The organism is Pseudomonas sp. BO3-4, from assembly GCF_034044115.1.
GTDB classification, from domain to species: Bacteria; Pseudomonadota; Gammaproteobacteria; order Pseudomonadales; family Pseudomonadaceae; genus Aquipseudomonas; species Aquipseudomonas alloputida.
The window spans coordinates 2,969,326-2,987,987 of the sequence record NZ_CP139018.1; the positions used below are offsets into that span (position 1 = coordinate 2,969,326).

General features: G+C 57.0%; 13 protein-coding genes. 7 read left to right on the plus strand and 6 right to left on the minus strand.

The window, feature by feature from the left end; translation table 11 throughout:
- The first annotated feature begins 45 nt into the window (after positions 1–45).
- The 5 genes from todJ (at position 46) to REH59_RS13950 (ending at position 6,746) form a co-directional block, all read left to right on the plus strand.
- Entirely contained in the window at positions 46–852 is an 807-nt protein-coding gene (gene todJ, locus REH59_RS13930) for a toluene degradation hydratase TodJ (protein WP_012052595.1), read from the plus strand.
- 107 nt (positions 853–959) lie between these two features.
- Positions 960–1,910 (plus strand): acetaldehyde dehydrogenase (acetylating), encoded by a 951-nt coding sequence (locus tag REH59_RS13935; protein WP_012052594.1) that lies wholly within the window; start codon positions 960–962, stop codon positions 1,908–1,910.
- Positions 1,911–1,920: 10 nt separating this feature from the next.
- The gene (gene dmpG, locus REH59_RS13940; RefSeq protein ID WP_012052593.1) at positions 1,921–2,979 is read left to right on the plus strand and encodes a 4-hydroxy-2-oxovalerate aldolase; all 1,059 of its coding nucleotides are present in this window, start codon (positions 1,921–1,923) and stop codon (positions 2,977–2,979) included.
- A 222-nt stretch (positions 2,980–3,201) separates the two neighbouring features.
- Positions 3,202–6,129 carry an ATP-binding protein gene (locus REH59_RS13945; RefSeq protein WP_261755449.1) on the plus strand — a complete coding sequence of 976 codons (2,928 nt, stop codon included), beginning with the start codon at positions 3,202–3,204 and terminating at the stop codon, positions 6,127–6,129.
- Positions 6,126–6,746, plus strand: a complete 621-nt coding sequence (locus REH59_RS13950; protein ID WP_012052591.1) for a response regulator transcription factor — start codon at positions 6,126–6,128, stop codon at positions 6,744–6,746. Before REH59_RS13945 ends, REH59_RS13950 begins: the two co-directional genes overlap by 4 nt.
- A 128-nt stretch (positions 6,747–6,874) precedes the next feature.
- Here the strand turns inward: REH59_RS13950 and REH59_RS13955 are convergent, their stop codons facing one another.
- From REH59_RS13955 to ttgD, 4 genes are all read right to left on the minus strand, one after another.
- Entirely contained in the window at positions 6,875–7,051 is a 177-nt protein-coding gene (locus REH59_RS13955; protein ID WP_012052590.1) for a hypothetical protein, read from the minus strand.
- A gap of 79 nt (positions 7,052–7,130) precedes the next feature.
- On the minus strand, positions 7,131–8,573 hold the full coding sequence (locus REH59_RS13960; protein WP_012052589.1) for an efflux transporter outer membrane subunit: 1,443 nt from the start codon (positions 8,571–8,573) through the stop codon (positions 7,131–7,133).
- On the minus strand, positions 8,570–11,710 hold the full coding sequence (gene ttgE, locus REH59_RS13965) for a multidrug efflux RND transporter permease subunit TtgE (protein WP_012052588.1): 3,141 nt from the start codon (positions 11,708–11,710) through the stop codon (positions 8,570–8,572). Before ttgE ends, REH59_RS13960 begins: the two co-directional genes overlap by 4 nt.
- 14 nt (positions 11,711–11,724) lie before the next feature.
- Positions 11,725–12,873 carry a toluene efflux RND transporter periplasmic adaptor subunit TtgD gene (ttgD, locus tag REH59_RS13970; protein WP_024086925.1) on the minus strand — a complete coding sequence of 383 codons (1,149 nt, stop codon included), beginning with the start codon at positions 12,871–12,873 and terminating at the stop codon, positions 11,725–11,727.
- A gap of 242 nt (positions 12,874–13,115) precedes the next feature.
- Here ttgD and ttgT point away from each other — a divergent pair, with 242 nt between their 5' ends.
- Positions 13,116–13,898: an efflux transport transcriptional regulator TtgT gene (ttgT, locus tag REH59_RS13975; protein ID WP_012052586.1), complete on the plus strand. Its 783-nt coding sequence runs from the start codon at positions 13,116–13,118 to the stop codon at positions 13,896–13,898.
- 1,107 nt (positions 13,899–15,005) lie between these two features.
- Here the strand turns inward: ttgT and REH59_RS13980 are convergent.
- Positions 15,006–16,277 (minus strand): tyrosine-type recombinase/integrase, encoded by a 1,272-nt coding sequence (locus REH59_RS13980; protein WP_014861300.1) that lies wholly within the window; start codon positions 16,275–16,277, stop codon positions 15,006–15,008.
- 153 nt (positions 16,278–16,430) lie between these two features.
- Complete coding sequence (locus REH59_RS13985) at positions 16,431–17,345, minus strand: LysR family transcriptional regulator (RefSeq protein WP_003253946.1); 915 nt, start codon at positions 17,343–17,345, stop codon at positions 16,431–16,433.
- 206 nt (positions 17,346–17,551) lie between these two features.
- Between REH59_RS13985 and REH59_RS13990 the strand changes: the two genes are divergently transcribed.
- On the plus strand, positions 17,552–18,574 hold the full coding sequence (locus tag REH59_RS13990) for a zinc-dependent alcohol dehydrogenase family protein (RefSeq protein WP_003253945.1): 1,023 nt from the start codon (positions 17,552–17,554) through the stop codon (positions 18,572–18,574).
- Positions 18,575–18,662: the final 88 nt, after the last annotated feature.

Here is an 18,662-nt window from a genome sequence, read left to right on the forward strand (position 1 = left end):
ACACGCAAAAATCCTGGAAGGTGTTAATCGAGGAGAGATATCAGCATGAGCGAACTAGATACCGCGCGGACAGGTGCCGTGCGTAAAGCTGCCGACCTGCTGTACGAAGCCACCCGGTCCGGTGTGGCCGTGGTGCCGGTGCGCAATCTGATCGGCGAGACGGATTTGGAGGCAGCCTATGCAGTACAGGAGGTTAATACACAGAGAGCATTGGTTGCCGGGCGGCGCCTGGTTGGACGCAAGATTGGGCTGACCTCTGTCGCTGTACAGAAGCAGCTCGGAGTGGAACAGCCCGACTATGGCATGTTGTTCGCAGACATGGCGCGTACCGAGGGGGAGGAAATCGCCCTTGATGACGTGCTCCAACCTAAAGTCGAAGCCGAGATCGCCTTTGTCCTGGGACGTGACCTCGATGGCGATCAATTGACGGTGGCCGACCTCTTTCGCGCCATCGAGTTCGCCGTTCCGGCGATCGAGATCGTGGGTTCGCGGATAACCAATTGGGATATCCGTATCACGGACACCATTGCTGACAATGCTTCGTCTGGCCTGTATGTGCTGGGCTCCACGCCGAAGCGCTTGTGCGATTTTGACTCGCGCCAGGCAGGCATGGTGATGGAGCGGCAAGGCATACCGGTGTCTTCCGGGGTAGGGGCCGCCTGCCTTGGAGCGCCTCTCAACGCAGTCCTTTGGTTGGCCAGGGTCATGGCTCGAGCGGGCCGTCCGTTGCGCACTGGCGACACGGTGCTTTCCGGTGCGCTGGGCCCCATGGTGCCAGTGGCAGGAGGAGATGTATTCGATGTGCGGATAGCCGGGCTTGGATCGGTGACCGCCGCTTTTGCAAAGGCATAAGCCCGTAAAAACGATCCCATCCACTGTCGCAACCTTCCGGGCCTTGCGTGAACAGCTGCCGGTTATGCAACCGGACGCGATGGCCTACTGATTCAAGGAGTATCACCATGACCCGCAAAGTCAAGGCTGCCATCATTGGTAGCGGTAATATCGGCACCGACCTGATGATCAAGATACTCAGGCATGGTCAACACATTGAAATGGGAGCGATGGTCGGCATCGACCCCGCTTCTGACGGTCTGGCACGCGCCCAACGCATGGGGGTGGCTATCACTCATGAAGGTGTCGAGGGGCTGACGCGCCTGCCGGTGTTCAATGAGATCGACGTCGTGTTCGACGCTACTAGTGCTGGTGCGCATGTGAAGAACGAGGCCCTACTGCGTGAGCGCAAGCCAGGACTGCGCATGATCGACCTGACACCCGCCGCGATCGGCCCCTATTGCATCCCGGTGGTCAATGGTGACGACCACCTGGATGCGACGAACGTCAATATGGTCACCTGTGGCGGCCAGGCCACCATCCCCATGGTGGCTGCGGTATCGCGCGTAGCCAAGGTGCATTACGCCGAAATCATCGCCAGCATCTCCAGCAAGAGCGCCGGCCCCGGCACGCGCGCCAACATCGATGAGTTCACCGAGACCACGTCCAAGGCCATCGAGGTGGTTGGCGGGGCGGCGAAGGGCAAGGCGATCATCGTCCTGAACCCGGCCGAGCCGCCGCTGATGATGCGAGATACGGTTTACACGCTGAGCGACTTCGCTGACATCGACCAGATCGAAGAGTCGGTGCAGCGCATGGCCGACGCAGTGCAGGCATACGTACCCGGCTATCGCCTGAAGCAGCGCGTGCAGTTCGACCGCATCGAGGCCGATTGTCCGATCCGCATTCCTGGCGTCGGAGACCGCATGAACGGGCTCAAGACTTCGATCTTCCTGGAAGTCGAGGGCGCTGCACACTACCTGCCAGCTTATGCCGGCAACCTGGACATCATGACCAGTGCCGCGCTGCGCACCGCCGAGAAGTTGGCTGAGCGTTTGCTCGCCTCCCTGGTCGCCTGAGGACATAGCCATGACTCAACAGAAACTCTACATCTCTGATGTGACGCTGCGCGACGGCAGCCACGCGATCCGCCACCAGTACACGGTGGAGCAGGTAAAGCAGATTGCCCGGGCGCTAGATGACGCCAAGGTCGACTCCATCGAGGTTGCCCACGGCGATGGCCTGCAGGGAGGCAGCTTCAACTACGGCTTTGGCGCGCATACGGATCTGGAGTGGATTGAAGCAGCCGCGAGCGTGGTCAAGCATGCGAAGATCGCCACGCTGCTTTTGCCCGGCATCGGTACTGTGCATGACCTCAAGGCAGTCTATGAGGCCGGCGTGCGCGTGGTGCGTGTCGCTACGCACTGCACCGAGGCCGACATCTCCAGGCAACACATCGAGTACGCGCGCCATTTGGGCATGGAGGCCGTAGGCTTCCTGATGATGAGCCACATGACTACACCGCAGCACCTGGCCCAGCAGGCCAAGCTGATGGAAAGCTACGGTGCTACTGTCTGTTACGTGGTCGATTCCGGTGGCGCGCTGAGCATGAACGACGTGCGTGACCGCTTCCGCGCCTTCAAGGACGTGCTCAAGCCCGAGACGCAAACAGGAATGCATGCTCACCACAACCTGAGCCTGGGTGTGGCCAACAGCATCGTTGCTGTAGAGAACGGCTGCGACCGCGTGGACGCGAGCCTCGCCGGCATGGGCGCTGGCGCTGGCAACGCACCGTTGGAGGTGTTCATTGCCGCGGCCGAGCGCATGGGATGGAACCACGGCACCGACCTGTACAAGCTAATGGACGCGGCCGACGACTTGGTGCGCCCGCTGCAGGACCGCCCTGTGCGCGTGGACCGCGAGACGCTGGCCCTGGGGTATGCGGGCGTTTACAGCAGCTTCCTGCGCCATAGCGAGATGGCGGCCAGTAAATATGGGCTCAAGACGGTGGATATTCTTGTCGAACTCGGACGTCGGCGGATGGTTGGCGGCCAGGAAGACATGATCATTGACGTGGCACTCGATCTGCTCAAGCAGCAGGAGCACGAGCGTATCCGTTCCGAGCCGGTATCCAGCGAGGCGAACTGAACGGAGCATCACATCACTATTGATACGCATCAGCCCGAAGCCAATGTAGCGTAGCTCCATTGGCTTGCCTATTTCGCGTTCACCGCCCCCTCGAGAAACGAGCCCAGTACTATTTCAGGTCGTCCGTAGTTGCTCATCAAAAAAGTATTCTCAGGATGATACGAGGGCGTATGATCTATAATGAATCCGTCAGAATCTTGTGAGTCATTAAAGATGAGCTCCTTGGATAGAAAAAAGCCTCAAAATAGATCGAAAAATAATTATTATAATATCTGCCTCAAGGAGAAAGGATCTGAAGAGCTGACGTGTGAAGAACATGCACGCATCATATTTGATGGGCTCTACGAGTTTGTGGGCCTTCTTGATGCTCATGGAAATGTGCTTGAAGTGAACCAGGTCGCATTGGAGGGGGCCGGGATTACTCTGGAAGAAATACGAGGGAAGCCATTCTGGAAGGCGCGTTGGTGGCAAATTTCAAAAAAAACCGAGGCGACCCAAAAGCGACTTGTTGAAACTGCATCATCCGGTGAATTTGTTCGCTGTGATGTTGAGATTCTTGGAAAATCAGGTGGAAGAGAGGTAATAGCCGTCGATTTTTCATTGCTGCCAATTTGCAATGAAGAAGGGAGCATTGTTTACCTTCTTGCGGAAGGGCGCAATATTACCGATAAGAAGAAAGCCGAGGCCATGCTGGCGTTGAAGAACCAGGAATTGGAGCAGTCGGTTGAGTGTATCCGAAAACTCGATAATGCGAAGAGTGATTTCTTTGCCAAGGTGAGCCATGAGTTGCGCACTCCGCTGTCTTTGATTCTAGGGCCACTGGAAGCCGTTATGGCGGCAGAGGCTGGGCGTGAATCGCCGTATTGGAAGCAGTTTGAGGTCATTCAGCGTAATGCAATGACCCTGTTGAAACAGGTTAACACGCTGCTTGACTTGGCGAAAATGGACGCCCGGCAGATGGGGCTTTCCTATCGGCGAGCCAATCTTAGTCAGCTCACCCGTACTATTAGCTCGAATTTTGAAGGAATAGCCCAGCAAAAATCAATAACGTTCGATACAAAACTGCCTGTACAGATGGTCGCTGAGGTGGATTGTGAGAAATACGAACGCATTATCCTTAACTTGCTTTCCAATGCGTTTAAATTCACCCCTGACGGGGGGCTTATCCGTTGCTGTCTTAGTTTGAGTCGACCAAATTATGCCTTGGTTACTGTATCTGATAGCGGGCCGGGTATTCCTCCTGCACTGCGTAAAGAAATATTTGAACGTTTCCACCAGCTAAGCCAGGAAGGTCAACAAGCTACGCGGGGTACAGGCTTGGGGCTTTCCATTGTGAAAGAATTCGTTGAATTGCACCGTGGAACAATTTCTGTAAGTGATGCCCCGGGCGGGGGGGCGCTTTTTCAGGTAAAGCTGCCGCTGAATGCTCCTGAAGGTGCTTATGTTGCGAGTAACACCGCGCCGCGAAGAGATAATCCTCAGGTCGTGGATACGGATGAGTACCTTTTGCTGGCGCCCAATGCGGAAAATGAAGCCGAGGTGCTTCCATTTCAATCCGACCAGCCTCGGGTGCTAATCGTTGAAGATAACCCTGATATGCGTGGTTTTATAAAGGACTGTCTCAGTAGCGACTATCAAGTTTATGTTGCACCCGACGGTGCAAAGGCATTGGAGTTGATGTCAAACATGCCGCCAGACCTGTTGATTACAGACCTGATGATGCCTGTTATGAGCGGCGATATGCTGGTTCACCAAGTGCGTAAGAAAAATGAACTTTCACATATCCCGATCATGGTGCTGTCGGCCAAGTCAGACGCAGAACTGCGTGTGAAATTGCTCTCCGAGTCGGTGCAGGACTTTCTTCTTAAGCCATTTTCTGCTCATGAGCTACGAGCGCGTGTAAGCAATCTGGTATCCATGAAGGTGGCAGGCGATGCGTTGCGTAAGGAGCTTTCCGATCAGGGGGATGATATTGCGATACTTACTCACCGTCTGATCAAAAGTCGCCATCGTCTTCAGCAGAGTAACATCGCATTATCCGCCTCGGAAGCGCGTTGGAAAGCAGTGTATGAAAACTCTGCGGCCGGTATTGTACTGACCGACCCGGAAAACCGAATACTCAACGCCAATCCTGCATTTCAACGCATTACCGGATATGGGGAAAAGGATTTGGAGGGACTTTCCATGGAGCAATTGACTCCATCTGACGAAAGCCCACAGATAAAGCAGCGTCTGGCCAATTTGCTTCAGGGTGGGGGAGCGGAATACAGTGTGGAGCGCTCCTATCTATGCAAAAATGGTTCTACGATTTGGGCCAATGCGAGTGTCTCGCTGATGCCTCAACGTGTCGGTGAATCTCCAGTTATACTGCAGATCATCGATGACATCACTGAGAAGAAACAAGCACAGGAAAATCTTAACCAATTGCAGCAACAACTTGTGTACGTTTCCCGATCAGCTACGATGGGTGAATTTGCAGCCTATATTGCACACGAGATAAACCAACCGCTCTCGGCGATCATGACCAATGCCAATGCTGGCACACGTTGGTTAGGTAATGAGCCATCTAACATCCCAGAGGCTAAAGAGGCACTGGCTCGCATTATCCGAGATTCCGACCGCGCTGCAGAAATTATCCGTATGGTACGCTCCTTCCTGAAGCGTCAAGAAACGGTGCTGAAACCGATTGATCTAAAAGCACTGGTAACTGATACAAGCCTGATACTTAAGGCCCCTAGTCAGAATAACAGTGTCAATTTGGATGTTGTTGCGGATGATGAACTCCCTGAGATATGGGGGGATGGTGTACAGATCCAGCAGTTGATAATAAATCTGGCTATGAACGCTATTGAAGCGATCAGCCAAGCCGACTGTGAAACCAGGCAGCTAACCCTGTCATTCTCAGGCAATGATACAGGTGATGCGCTTGTTATCTCAGTGAAAGATACAGGTCCAGGTATTTCAGAGAGGCAGATGGCGCAGTTGTTCAACGCATTCTACACCACAAAAAAAGAAGGGCTTGGTATGGGATTGGCAATCTGTCTTACAATCACGGAAGTGCATAACGGTAAAATATGGGTTGAGTGCCCGCCCGCTGGGGGTGCTTGTTTCCTGGTAAGTATCCCTGCCAGACAGGGCTCCGGCACATGAGTGATCGGGCATCTGTTATCTATATCCTCGATGACGACAATGCAGTACTGGAAGCACTGAGCAGCTTGGTGCGTTCAATCGGCCTGAGTGTCGAGTGTTTTTCATCCGCTAGCGTATTCCTGAACGATGTCAATCGCTCTGCCTGTGGCTGTCTAATTTTGGATGTCCGTATGCCCGAGATGAGCGGGTTGGATGTGCAACGACAACTGAAAGAGCTTGGCGAGCAAATCCCCATTATTTTTATCAGCGGCCACGGTGATATTCCGATGGCAGTCAAAGCGATCAAGGCGGGTGCGGTAGACTTCTTCACTAAACCTTTTCGAGAAGAGGAGCTGCTTGGCGCTATTCGCGCCGCGCTGAAGTTGGCGCCCCAGCAGAGATCAAACGCTCCCCGAGTCAGCGAGCTTAAAGAGAATTACGAAAGCCTCAGCAAACGCGAGCAACAGGTGCTTAAGTTCGTCTTGCGAGGATATCTAAACAAGCAGACGGCTCTAGAGCTTGATATATCGGAAGCAACAGTGAAAGTGCACCGCCATAATATCATGAGGAAAATGAAAGTATCTTCAATCCAGGATCTGGTTCGAGTAACTGAGCGGCTCAAGGATAGCCTGGAATAGTCGTAGTTCTTCATGGCATGTGAAAAGCATGCCATGAAGAATAGGCCAATACCATGCCAGAGTGGCTACTCTGGCATGGTTTCGTGGTCAACCAAATGTTGGATTGCTTATCTCCTTCACGTTCAGGCTCAAAAATCCTTTTTGCGGAAGTTGTCGTGGATGGCGTCGAACGCTTGCTTGGTGGTGTATAGCATGTGGCCCGGCGACATGAACTTGGCCTCCATGATCGATTTCTTGATATTCTGGTAATTGAGCAGATCGCCGAAATTGCCGTGGACGGAGACCCGGATAATACGGGTCTCCAAAAAAGCATTCCTTATGGTCTGACTGTGGTTTCCACTGTTGCGATGAAGGGCCGCGTCCTAGAGACGCGGCCTGTTTTGCTCAGTTCTGAGCGGTAAGTGGCTGGGAGGAAATGTTATCCCAGCCACCACCCAGGGCCTTGAACAGTCTCACCTCGCTGCTGAGCTGATTGAGGCGGTCCGAAAGGAACTGTTGTTGTGCGGCGAACAGCTCACGCTGTGCATCGAGCACCGCCAGATAATTGTCCACGCCCTCGTCGTAGCGTTGATAGGCCAATTTGTAGTAAGCTTGGTTGTTATCGACCAAGTCGCGCTGGGCCTGCAGTTGTTCGCCAAAAGTGCCGCGCGCTGCCAGGCCATCGGCTACCTCGCGGAAGGCGGTCTGGATGCTTTTCTCGTACTCGGCTACGTTGATGTCCTTGATGACATTGCGGTAGTCGAGGTTGCCGCGCAGGCGCCCTGCGGTGAAGATCGGCAGATTGATCCGCGGCATGAAGGCCCACAGCCCCGAGCCTCCCTCGAACAAACCATCCAATTCATGGCTGGCCGTGCCAGCCGCTGCGGTCAGCGTGATGCTAGGGAAAAAGGCCGCCCGCGCCGCGCCGATATTGGCGTTGGCGGCTAGCAGTCGGTGTTCGGCAGCGCGGATGTCTGGACGGTGCAACAGCAGATCGGCCGGAAGGCCGGTGGAGAGTGCGGCCAGCGGTTGGTCGAGGACGTCGCTGATTGGCAAGTCGGCCGGCAGCTTGGTACCGAGCAGCAATTGCAGGGCATTCATGTCCTGCGCGACCTGGCGGGTATACAGCGTCTGTTGCACGCGTGCGGTTTCCACAAGGCTGCGTGCCTGGCGTACATCGAGTGCCGAGGCAGTACCGACCTCGCGACTCGACTTGATCAGGTTCAGGCTGTTCTCGTAGCTGGCGAGCGTCGAGCGCGCCAGATCGAGTTGAGCCTGGTCGCTGCGCCAGCTCAGATAGGCGATGGCGACATCTGCGATCAACGCGATCTGCATGCTGCGCTGGGTTTCGGCGGCGGCTAGGTATTCTTGCAATGCCGCACGTTCAAGGCTGCGCAGGCGACCGAACATATCCAGCTCGTAGGACATGCTCAGCGTCGTATCGTACTGACTCTGGATACCGGCCTCACCTGTGGGGGATAGATCGGCGGGCAAGCGCTGGCGCGTAGCGCCAACACCGGTATTGGCCCTCGGGAGCAGAGCAGACCGCTCGATCCTGTGCAGGGCGCGGTAGGCCTCGACGTTGAGTGCGGTCTGGCGCAGGTCACGGTTGTTGTTCAGGGCTGTGGCGATCAGTTCGCGCATGACTGGATCGCGAAAGAATACTTGCCAATTCAGCTCTGCATCGCGCGTCTGAGAGGGACGATGAGTACCTGCCTTGAGCTTGGCGTAGGCTTCGCCCTGGGGCCAGCCGGCTTGGATGGGGGCAGGCGGGCGCTGGTAGTCAGGGATGAGACTACAGCCGCTTAGCGCTACGCTCAGTGCGATCGAAAGATAGTGAGTCTTCATGCCAATTCTTCTTCCGCGAGCGCAGCTGGTTTCTTGTTGCGTTCGAACACTTTCACAACCACTACATAGAACAAAGGTACGAAGAACACGGCAAGTACCGTGGCGGTGATCATGCCGCCTACCACGCCGGTGGCAATCGAGTGCTGACTGCCTGCACCTGCGCCGGTGGCACGGGCCATTGGCAGTACGCCAAAGGTGAAAGCGAGAGAGGTCATTATGATCGGACGCAGACGCAGCCTGGCCGCTTCGATGGCAGCCTTGACCAGCGGTACGCCTTCTTTCTCGTACAGTTCCTTGGCGAACTCGATGATCAGGATCGCGTTTTTCGCTGACAACCCGACAGTGGTCATCAGGCCCACCTGGAAGTACACATCGGCTTCCAGGCCGCGCCACAAGGTGGCGAGCACCGCACCAAAGATACCGAGTGGGACCACGAGTATCACCGACATCGGTACCGACCAGCTTTCGTAGAGCGCCGCTAGGCACAGGAACACGATCAGGACGGTCAAGGCATAGAGCATTGGCGCCTGGTCACCTGTTCGGATCTCCTCGTAGGACAGGCCGTTGTAGCTCAGGCCGATACCGGATGGTAGCTGCTGCATGATTTGTGCGATCGCGATCATGGCGTCGCCAGTGCTGAAGCCAGGAGCAGGCTCACCGAGGATATTCACGGCCGAGATACCGCCGTAACGTTCAAGCTTTGGCGAGCCATGGATCCATTCGCCAGTGGCGAAGGCGGAGAACGGCACCATCTCGCCCAAGGCATTGCGCACGTACCATTTGTCGAAATCTTCCGGAGCGATCCGCGAGCTGTCCACCCCCTGAATGTACACACGCTTGACCCGACCCAGGTCAATGAAGTCATTGACATACATCGAGCCCCAGGCAGCGCTCATGGTGTCGTTGATCGAAGCGATGCTGACTTGCAGCGCACGCGCTTTCTCGTCGTCGATCTTGACTTGAAACTGCGGTTCATCGTCCTTGCCGTTGGGGCGTACTGCACGCAGACTGGGGTTCTCGGCAGCCAGTTCCAGGAACTGGTTCCGCGCTGCCATGAGTGATTCGTGACCAAGCCCCAAATTGTCCTGCAAGTAAAGGTCGAAGCCCATCGCATTACCCATTTCCAGGACCGCGGGTGGCACGAAGGCCATAACCGTAGCGTCCTTGATCCTGGCAAAGCGAGCGTTGGCCCGCTCGGCCACGCTGAGCACGTCCTCTCCGGCAGCCTGGCGGGCGGCCCAGTCCTTGAGCACCACCAGCACCAGGCCCGAGTTCTGTCCGCGTCCGGCGAAGTTGAAGCCGTTGACGGTCATGACGTGGTCGACGAGTTGCCCTTCCTCCTTGAGCAGGTAGTCCTTGACCTCCTGTAGAACAACCTCGGTGCGCTCGGCGGATGCGTTCAGTGGCATGCGCACCTCTGTCATCATCAACCCCTGGTCTTCGCTTGGCAGGAAAGCCTTGGGAATTTGGGTGAACAGGTAACCAGTACCGGCGGTGATCAGTGCGAAGATCAGCAGGTAGCGCCCGCGATGCTTGAGTATGCCGCCCACACCCCGCTCGAAGCGTGCGCTGTTGCGGTCAAAGCTACGGTTGAACCAGCCGAAGAAGCCTTTCTTCTCGTGGTGAGCATCATTTTCTGGTGCCTTGAGAATGGTCGCGCACAGCGCTGGCGTGAAAATCAGCGCCACCAATACTGACAGCGACATGCAGATAACGATGGTGACAGCGAACTGTTTGTAGATGATGCCCGCGGAACCGCCGAAGAATGCCATCGGCACAAATACTGCCGAGAGCACCATACCGATGCCGACCAATGCCCCGGAGATCTGCCCCATCGACTTGCGGGTCGCCTCCAGAGGCGATAGCCCCTCGTCATGCATCAGGCGTTCGACGTTCTCCACGACTACGATCGCATCATCCACCAGCAGGCCGATCGCGAGCACCATGGCATACATGGTCAGTACGTTGATGCTGATACCAAAGTACGGCAGCAATGCAAACGCCGCCAGCAAGACCACCGGCACTGCCAAGGTTGGAATGATGGTGGCACGTAGGCTCTGCAGGAACAGGAACATCACCAGGAACACTAGGACCACGGCTTCTAGGATGGTGTGCACCACGGAGTCGATCGAGGCTTCCACTACCGGCGAGGTATCGTATGGATAGATGACTTCAACGCCTTCTGGCAGGTAGGCCTTCTGTTTCTCAAGCTCTGCCTTGACCGCTTTCACCGTCTCCAGCAGGTTGCCACCGCTGGCCAGACGCAGGCCCAGGCCCGCTGAATCCTGACCTCGGTATTTGGCGGAAATCGCGAAGTTTTCAGAAGCCAGGACGACGCGGCCAAGATCCTTGACGCGCACCTGTGAACCATCCGCCTTGACCTTTACGAGAATTTCCTCAAATTCGGCAGGGGTGGTCATGCGCGTCTTGCCCACTACTGTGGCGTTTAGCTGTACACCCGAGCGGGTCGGCAGGCCGCCGAGCTGGCCAGAGGAGACCTGCACGTTTTGCTCGCGGATAGCTTGGGCCACATCACCAGGGGTCAGCTGATAACTATTGAGTTTGCCGGGATCAAGCCAGATACGCATGGCGTAGGGCGAGCCAAACAAGAGGAAGTCGCCCACACCGTTGATCCGTGAGATGGGATCCTGCAACTGCGAGGCAATCAGGTTGCCAAGGTCGAAGTTGGTCATCTTGCCGGTTTTGTCCACCAGACCGACGACCATGAAGAAGTTCATCTGGTACTTGACCACCCGCAGTCCCTGGCGCTGTACCTCTTCGGGCAGACGAGGAGTGGCCAGTTGCAGCTTGTTCTGCACCTGGACCTGCGCAATATCTGGGTTCGTGCCTTGCTCGAAGGTCACGATGATATTCATGCTGCCATCGGACGCACTTTCCGCAGCCATGTAACGGAAACCATCAAGTCCGTTGAGTTGCTGCTCGATAACCTGGACCACCGTATCCTGTACGGTCTTGGCCGAGGCCCCAGGGTAGACGACCTGGATCGAAACCGCGGGGGCAGCAATGTTGGGATACTGGCTGATCGGCATCTTGGTCAGCGACAGTGCCCCGGCGAGCATTGCGATGATCGCTAAGACCCAGGCGAATATTGGCCGGTCAATGAAGAAGCGAGACATGAATCAATAACTCCTCAATGGGCCTGGGCTTGCACCTGTGAGCCGAATTCGCTCATCAGCTTGACGTTCTTGGCGGCAACAGGCTTAACCGTGATACCTGAGCGGGCCAGCTGGACGCCCTCGGTAATCACCCGCTCGCCATCATTGATACCCGCACCTAGTAACCAGGCGTTGCCTACGGTCTGCAAGGTTTGCACTTCACGCGATTCCACGGTGTTATCTGGCTTAACCACCCATACGGTAGGCACTCCCCGCGCATCACGGCCCACGGCCTGATGGGGAACCAGAATGGCTGCCTGTTGCTCGCCCTCATTGAGCAGTGCATGGACGAACATGCCCGGTAGCAGTTTGTGATCAGGATTGGGGAACTCGGCACGCAGGGTGACCGAGCCGGTGGAGGGGGCGACGCTAACCTCGGAGAACTTGAGTACTCCTTTGAGCGGGTAGGGTGTGCCGTCATCGAGGGTAAGGCTGACTTGAGCCTGATTATCCCCAACGCGCTGCAGGCGTCCTGACTCCAAGGCACGTTTGAGGCCCAGCAGCCTGGTGATAGGCTGATTGACGTCAACATAGATCGGATCGAGTTGGGTAACGGTGGCCAACTCCTGCGCTTGCCCATTGGTCACCAGTGCGCCTTCAGTGACGGCCGAACGCCCGATGCGGCCGGTAATCGGTGCCAGCACCTTGGTGTACTGCATGTTGATACGCGCCATCTGGGCCTCGGCCTGCGCCTGCTTCCAGGTGGCCATTGCGTCGTCGTACTGCTGCTGGCTGATCGCGTTGGTGTCGAGCAGGCGCTCATAACGGCGGGCGAGATTCTGCGCGGTCAACAGGCTCGCCTCGGCACGGGCCAACAGCGCCTCGTAGGTGCGCGGGTCGATCTGGTACAACTGCTCACCCTGCTTCACCTCTGCGCCCTCTACGAACATGCGTTTCTGCAGAATGCCGGAGGCCTGAGGACGCACTTCGGAGACTCGGTAGGCCGAGGTGCGTCCGGGCAGGTCCGTGGTCAGGGTCAGTGCTTGGGCCTTCACGGTATAGACCCCAACTTCGGGAGGCACCGCAGTGCTTTCCACCGTTTCCTGCTTACCGCAACCCACCAGCAACCAGATGGCTGCTAGCGGAATTAACTGTCTCGCACGCAAAGCTCGCTCGAGTCTCACCGTTCGTCTCCTGGTTGTAGAACTGATCTTTTGGGAATCACAATGCATGGCCCGCATTGCAGAATAGTGTATCACTATGTGGTTTTTGCGAAACAGCCGTTCATGCCATGCGTGACTGACCTGCACCCAGAAAATGCAGAGACAAGAGAGATCAGTCGCTCGGCTGGCCTGATCGTTCACTTGCCATTAGAGTGGTGGCCAATCATGAGCAGGCACGGTGGCCTGGATCAGAAGGAAACGGTATGAGCGATTCGGAAGAAAGCAGCGCCAGGCATGGCGGTATACAGGTCATCGCGCGGGCTGCATCGATCATGCGGGCTTTGGGAAGTCATCCGCAGGGCTTGAGTCTTGCGGCCATCGCTCAGGTCGTCGATCTGCCGCGCTCGACGGTACAACGCATTATCAATGCGTTGGGCGCGGAGCACCTTGTGGAGGCTCTGGGGCCCAGTGGAGGGTTTCGTCTTGGGCCGGCATTCGGGCGGCTCATCACTCAGGCGCAGACGGACATCATCTCCCTGGTCAGGCCTCACCTGATTGCGCTTTCGGAGCAGGTGTATGAGTCGACTTGCCTGTTGTCTCTGTCTGGCGAAAAAATTTATGTGCTGGATCGTGTTGTTGCTGAACGAGAACTACGCGTCGTCTTTCCCATTGGTATTCATGTCCCGGCGACCGCCGTTTCCGGCGGCAAGGTATTACTGGCCGAATTGTCGGAAGAAGCGCAACAAGCTTTGTTGCCCGATCCTCTACCTGTGTGTACGCCCAGAAGCGTGGCGCGGGAGGCCTTGCTTGAACAATTGAAGACGATCAAGTCCGGTGGTGTGGCGGACGACCATGACGAATACATCGAAGGGCTGTGCTCCTACTCCGTGCTATTGGACACATATCTTGGGCATTACTCGGTATCCATTGTGGCCCCCAATTCACGAGCAACCACTAGGGTGGCGGAATTCCAGCAGGCGCTTCAGGCATGCAAGCAGAATATTGAGGTGACGATTGGTCGAGCGCCTCGGGAGTTTGCGGGTTGATTAGAGGACTTTTGCTCGGCGCAGGCCTACCTATCCCGTGAGAGTTCTCCTTATCGCGCAGACGTTCTGGTCGCGGTGGCAGGACGCTCAGGGGGTCGGGAATGCAATGCGACAAGGACAGCTCAATGACTATTGGGTCGATGGCCAAGTGTTCGTGGTAATAGTCCGGTATGTGGCGTGAAAGCCGTGAGCGGTGATGTTGTACTCCAGTCAAATCCGCTGGAGGGACTTGAATTTGGAAGCGGGGTGGATCGGTCGGCCGGTATGCCGACGACACGAACAGCCTGCCGCCGCCGCTATCATCGACGATGTGGCTCTTGCGCAATTTGCACAGCAGCACGAGGGCTTGCTGGCGCATGGCGGCGGGCACGCTGCCCAAGCGACAGTCGTCCAGGTTCCAGAAGCCGACCGAAGTCGGCGGTGCGTTCAATCGTTGGGTTGCTGGTCATCACGTGGCGGACTTTCTGGCCGCTCGGGCGCGCAAGCGCTCGATCCCGATGGGGATCGGTAAGCGTTCCGCAAGGTATCTACCTGGTCCCTGTATTAAGGGCGATGGTGCCCACCTATTCGATGCCACTTGGCGAGGACGGCGAGGCGATGGCTGACCAGGTTTGCCTTTGTAGCCAGCGGCGACCAGGGCGGTATCAACCTCAATTGGCAGTGAATGGCTCACCCGCCAGCGCCGTTGGGGCGGGCCTAATGCTCGACAATGAACTGCACGGCAACTCTTGGCGTTAGAACGCCTTTACTGAGCGCAGGACCATAGCGCAGTTGCAGCCAGGCAGATAAATAGGCGGTCTGCGATGGCAGGTGTGTTTTGCGCAAGAAAACTGAGCGCAAACGGCGCTTCGCGAGGTGTATAAATGAAACTGTATTATTTATTACGTTTAGCGTATTATAAGTTCGAGTTTAATCTTGTGAGGTCGGATAAGATTTAACTATCAGGTTCTAGCAATTGTGGGGGGTTAAGGGTTTTTTGGGCTTATTGGTCGTTAATTAGATTGCTTGTAATAAGAGTTCTGGAGGTTGTAGTTACAAACCCTGGTGTGTTCATACAGCACAGATTCTATTTCCTAGATTTACAAGTTAGCACTTCCTTTGTTTGATTCAGTCAGTCTGCATCGCCAGCGCTGCATTCTTACGTAACCGATCCAAATAATCCGTCCATTGCTGCGCGGCCTCCCGACGCTGCGGCAGCAGCTGTGCGCGCGCATATACCGCGCCCAACGTTCCTGGCATGCGATGGGAAAGTGACAACTCGAGCACGATCGGATCGATCCCTAAATGCTCGTGGGCTATGGTGCGGTAGGTGGCGCGAAAGCCGTGGGCAGTAATGGCGTACTCCGGCCAGATCCGCTGGTAGGACTTGGCCAAAGAGGTGGCGTCGATTGGGCGGCCAGGATAGATCGGCGAGACGAACACCCAGCCGTTGCCGGCCTCATCCACCACCCGGCATTTGTACAGTTCACGTAGCAGCACGAGTGCCTGCTCTGGCAGCGGTACGATGTGTTTGCTCTTGTCCAGATACCGAGTTTTACTGACAACGTAACGCCAGTCGGCGCTGATCAGATCAACATCCTCCCAGCGCATTTTCACCAGTTCGCCCGGGCGCACCGGCAGCATCACCAGCAGGCGCATTGCGGTGGTCACGCTGCTCGCGTCGAGTTCATCCAGACGCAACAGGAACTGACCCAAGTCGGCCGGTCGTTCGATCGCGGGATTGCTGGTGACCACGTGGCGGATTTTGAGTTCCTCGATGTTGCTCAGCGCCACGTTGCGTTCTACCCAGCCGCGGCCTTCAGCGAAGCCGAGCACGGCGCGAATGATGGTGCGCACGCGTTTGGCCATGGCCATCGTGCGGGCACGGCGCAGCGTACTGATGATCGAGGTGAGGTGTTCAAGTCTGATTTCTGTGACAGGTTTTTCGCCGATGGCCGGCAAGATGTGATTGCGCAGCGCACCGCGAAACCCTGCAATGGACTTGTTGACCAAATCCGGAGATTTGAAATTCATCCACTCTTCAGCCACGTAAGCGAATGTACGTTCCTCGTTGAGCCATTGCGCCTCGATCTTGGCCTTTTTTGCTTTGAGTGGATCGATGTGATTGGCCACGCTATTGCGCGCTGCCCGGGCGAGTTCACGGGCTTCTTTCAAGCCCACATCCGGATACCTGCCGATCACGAACACGTTTTCCTTGCCGCGAAGACGGTATTTCAGTCGCCAGTACCGTGAGGCTGATTTGCCAGGTTTAAGTGAGGCACGCACCTGTAGATACAGACCCGGTACGTCGCCATCGGCGTACTTGCCTGATGTGGTTAGCGAACGTATGAAGGCATCGCTGAGCTTTTGGCGGAAGGGTGGCGGTTTTTCGGCGGGCATGGTGTGGGGGTATCTTTTTTAATCTGGGCTTGATGTACCCCAAAGATACCCCCAGTCAAGCTGGAATTGAGTGGATTCTGACGGGCGGTTATGGACGAAAAATCTTGCTAACTCTATGTATTTAAAGGTTTTGTGGTGCTCAGTGGAACTCAGTCAAAGACTATCGGGATCCCCGAAGAACATCTGTATCCGCGACCGCAGCCACCGCTCCGCCGGGTCATTGTCCTGTGCCCCCCGCCAGGCCATGTGCAGTTCGAAACTGCGCACGGGTATCGGCAGATCCTCGGCCCGCAAGCCGCCGGCGGCCGTCAGTGCATCCGCCGTGTAGTCCGGTACCGTCGCCACGATATCGGTACCTGCCAGCAAGCTCCCCAGCCCGTTGAACTGCGGTACCGCCAGCACCACGTGGCGCTTGCGGCCGATTTCTTCCAGGGCTTCGTCGATGAACCCGGACAAGTCCCCGGCAAACGACACCAGCGCATGGGGGCGGGCGCAGAAGTCATCCAGGGTGATGCTGCCGGGTACGCTGTCGGCGCGCAGCAGTTTCGGCATGCTGCGGCGCAGCACCTTGCGCTTGGCGTTGGCCGGCAGTTCGCTGGTGTAGCTGACCCCCACCGAAATCTCGCCCGAGGCCAGCAGGGTTGGCATCAGCAAGTAGTTGACCCGTCGCACCACCAGCACGATACCGGGCGCCTCGGCGCGAATGCGCTTGAGCAGTTGCGGCAGCAAGGCGAACTCGGCGTCGTCCGACAGGCCGATGCGGAACACCGCATTGCTGGTGGCCGGGTCGAATTCGGCGGCGCGGCTGACTGCCGTGGAAATCGAATCCAGTGCCGGTGACAGCAGGGCGAAGATCTCGTGGGCCCGTGCCGACGGCTCCATGCTGCGCCCTGTGCGCACGAACAACGGGTCATCGAACAGGTTACGCAGGCGCGACAGCGCCGCGCTGATGGCCGGTTGGCCGAGAAACAGTTTTTCTGCGGCACGGGTCACGCTGCGCTCGTGCATCAGCGTTTCGAACACGATCAGCAGGTTGAGGTCTACACGACGCAGGTCGTTTCGATTCATCGGTGCGCTTCGCCTAATGTGGGGCAGAGGTGAATCTTAAGGCCAAAGGCTGTTACCCTGCACGGGTTTAGGGGGACCAATCGCAGGGAAAGTCAGGTGCCCAATCGATGACAAGCATGTCGACTATTAATGCCCACTGATGGTCTAACGGGCAAAGCCCGGATAGAGTCAGTGGTAATTAGAGGTTCACAAAGGCGAGGTATGCGATGTCCCGCATGATCCGTTTCCACAAGTTCGGTGCTGCCGACGTGCTCCGTTGCGAAGAGCAGGCCGAACCGTCACCCGCTGCCGACGAGGTGCAGATCCGCGTCGAAGCGGTTGGCGTCAGCTGGTATGACGTGCTTTGGCGCCAGAATCTGGCACCGTCCCAGGCGCGTCTGCCAGCGGGGATCGGTCACGAAATGGCCGGGGTGGTGACTGCGGTCGGGGAAGGGGTCGATGACATTGCCGTCGGTGATCGGGTCGCCAGCTTCCCGGCCACCAGTGCCAACGACCACCCGGTGTACGGCGATGTCATCGTACTGCCCCGTACAGCCATCACGCGCTACCCGAATGTGCTCACCCCGATCGAGGCCAGCGTGCACTACACCCCGCTGCTGATCGCCTACTTCGCCTACGTCGACCTGGCACGGGCCAAGGCCGGGCAGACAGCACTGGTCACCGATGCCAGCCATTGCGCCGGGCCTGCCTTCGTGCAGCTGGGCAGGGCCCTGGGGCTGAAAGTGTTCGCCGCCACCAAGGATGCGGCGCAGCGTGACTACCTGCTGGGCTTGGGCGCAGACAAAGTGATCGTCACCGAAGAGCAGGACCTGCTGCTGCAGATTGGCAAGTACACCGATGGCCGTGGTGTGGACATGGTGCTCGACGGCATGGGCGGCCCGCAGATGTCGCTGTTGGGTGATGTGCTGGCGCCGCGTGGCAGCCTGGTGCTGTACGGTCTGCAAGGCGGCAACCAGACGCCGTTCCCGGCCTGCGCGGCATTCCAGAAGAACATTCAGTTCTATGTGCACTGCATCGGTAATTTCACCGGCAAGCCAGAGCTTGGCATCAGCCAGGACCAGGTGGCACTGCAGCGTGCCTTGCGCGATATCAACCAGTTCACCGCCGATCAGCTGCTGACACCGCAGATCATCAAGGTGTACCCGTTCGAGCAGGTGGTCGAGGCGCATCGCTACATGGACCAATGCCCGTGCGGCGGGCGCGTCGTGCTGGACATGGCGCAACACTGACGGTGGATGGCGCAAGCAGAAAACCCGGGCAATGTCCCGGGTTTTTTATGCGCGGAGTAAAGTGTTTCAACACTTAAAGTAGGACTGT

Bases quoted from the DNA above. Each gene is read 5' to 3' on its own strand.
- ttgE (WP_012052588.1), bottom strand. From the start codon at position 11,710: ATGTCTCGCTTCTTCATTGACCGGCCAATATTCGCCTGGGTCTTAGCG.
- ttgT (WP_012052586.1), top strand. From the start codon at position 13,116: ATGAGCGATTCGGAAGAAAGCAGCGCCAGGCATGGCGGTATACAGGTC.
- REH59_RS13985 (WP_003253946.1), bottom strand. From the start codon at position 17,345: ATGAATCGAAACGACCTGCGTCGTGTAGACCTCAACCTGCTGATCGTG.
- REH59_RS13980 (WP_014861300.1), bottom strand. From the start codon at position 16,277: ATGCCCGCCGAAAAACCGCCACCCTTCCGCCAAAAGCTCAGCGATGCC.
- REH59_RS13950 (WP_012052591.1), top strand. From the start codon at position 6,126: ATGAGTGATCGGGCATCTGTTATCTATATCCTCGATGACGACAATGCA.
- REH59_RS13960 (WP_012052589.1), bottom strand. From the start codon at position 8,573: ATGAAGACTCACTATCTTTCGATCGCACTGAGCGTAGCGCTAAGCGGC.
- dmpG (WP_012052593.1), top strand. From the start codon at position 1,921: ATGACTCAACAGAAACTCTACATCTCTGATGTGACGCTGCGCGACGGC.
- REH59_RS13990 (WP_003253945.1), top strand. From the start codon at position 17,552: ATGTCCCGCATGATCCGTTTCCACAAGTTCGGTGCTGCCGACGTGCTC.
- REH59_RS13935 (WP_012052594.1), top strand. From the start codon at position 960: ATGACCCGCAAAGTCAAGGCTGCCATCATTGGTAGCGGTAATATCGGC.
- todJ (WP_012052595.1), top strand. From the start codon at position 46: ATGAGCGAACTAGATACCGCGCGGACAGGTGCCGTGCGTAAAGCTGCC.